The organism is Alcanivorax sp. (assembly GCF_014762765.1).
In the GTDB taxonomy this organism is placed as follows: Bacteria; Pseudomonadota; Gammaproteobacteria; order Pseudomonadales; family Alcanivoracaceae; genus Alcanivorax.
The window spans coordinates 10018-11443 of record NZ_JABURH010000135.1 but is presented as its reverse complement, the minus strand read 5'-3'; the positions used below and the strand labels follow the sequence as shown (position 1 = coordinate 11443).

Sequence of the window (1426 nt, the reverse complement as noted above, 5' to 3'; positions counted from 1 at the left end):
ACGTGAACATAGTGGCTGGGCAGGGCGAGCATGCCCTGGCCGTGGGTGCAGACCTGGCAATCGGCAGCGGCCAGCAGTTCCTTGTGCGGATCGTGAGGCTGGGCATCAATGTGCGCGGGCGCATGCCAGGCAAGGAGAAGCTGGGCGCAGAACAGCGCCAGAATCAATGACAGCGACAGGCCTTGGCGGGCGCGCATCATGATACGTTCTTCCCTGGGGCGGTGTGGTCGCAGCAGCGGTGCTGTTCCTCTCCGGGCTCAGTGCCCGGCACATAGTCAAAGCCGCCGGCATGCCAGGGGTGACACTTGCACAAACGCCTCAAAGCCAGCGCGCTGCCGCGCAGGCTGCCATGGACTTCCACCGCCTGCCGGGCGTATTCCGAGCAGGTGGGGTAGAAGCGGCACTGGTTGCCGATCCAGGGGCTCAGCAGCTTCTGGTACAACCAGAGCATGCCGAGCAGAAGCGATTTCACGGTATCAAGACCTGTGTGGTGTCAACTCAACGGGGCATGATACGGCTAATCTGGTGGCGGATGCCACCCTGGTGAAAATCGATTTTTTACCACAGAGGGCACAGAGTTCACCGAGGAAAGGCTGGCTCCTACAAGAAACGTTGGCCGGTTGTGCCAATTTGCTGCTGTGCTCTTGTCTGATGAATGGCGAGGCGCATACTGCGCCACGGACATGATTGTGAGGAGTGTTGTTGTGAAAGCTGTTGTTGTGGCGTTGTTGATGCTGGCGGCTCCTTCCTGGGCGGCGGACTGGGAATTGAACCACGAGGGCTCTCAGCGGGGAGAGGTCACCACCTATGTGCGCGAAGTCTCCAACAGCCCGGTGAAGGCCTTCAAGGGAGTGGTGGAACTTAAGGCCAGCGCCACCTCGATACTGGCGGTGATCACGGCGGTGGATACCTTCCCTGAGTGGATTTTCCAGAGCCAGGGGGCTGAGCGACTCAGCATGGAAGAAAAAGAGCGGATCCACATGCGCTTCAATGGTATCTGGCCGGTGGCGGACCGGGATGTGGTGCTGGCTAATACACTGACCCAGCAGGCCGATGGCGAGATTCATCTGCACAGCGAAAATGCAGAGGGCTTCAAGGACAAGCAGCAGGGCTTCGTGCGCATCCCTGCCCTGGATAACCAGTTCGTGATCACGCCGTTGCCCGACGGCTGGGTGAGGGTGAAATTCGAAACCTTCGTGGACCCGGGCGGCAATGTGCCGGTGTGGCTGGCGAATCTGGTGTCCACCAAGGCGCCCCGAGTGACGCTGGAAGGGTTGAAAGAGCAGCTGGAGAAGCCGCGATTCGCCAATGCCACGCGGGCGGATTTGCCGGCACTGCCGGGGATGGAAGCGCTGGAGTTGTGAGTTGCAAGTTACAAGTTTCAAGTTGCAACGCGATTAATGTTTCTCGCAGGTTCTAACGAGAG

3 protein-coding genes are annotated in these 1426 nt (G+C 59.7%); 1 reads left to right on the top strand and 2 read right to left on the bottom strand.

All coding sequences use genetic code 11. The annotated features are described in order from the left end of the window. A partial coding sequence (locus HUJ17_RS09490) for a hypothetical protein (RefSeq protein WP_290510465.1) occupies nt 1-200 on the bottom strand: 200 nt, incomplete at its 3' end. Next, a complete protein-coding gene (gene yidD, locus HUJ17_RS09485) occupies nt 197-472 on the bottom strand; it encodes a membrane protein insertion efficiency factor YidD (protein ID WP_290510464.1) in 276 nt (91 codons plus the stop codon). The genes HUJ17_RS09490 and yidD, both read right to left, overlap by 4 nt. Before the next feature lie 232 nt (nt 473-704). On the opposite strand from yidD, the gene HUJ17_RS09480 reads away from it, so the two are divergent. Beyond that, on the top strand, nt 705-1364 hold the full coding sequence (locus HUJ17_RS09480) for a hypothetical protein (protein WP_290510463.1): 660 nt from the start codon (nt 705-707) through the stop codon (nt 1362-1364). Nucleotides 1365-1426 lie beyond the last annotated feature (62 nt).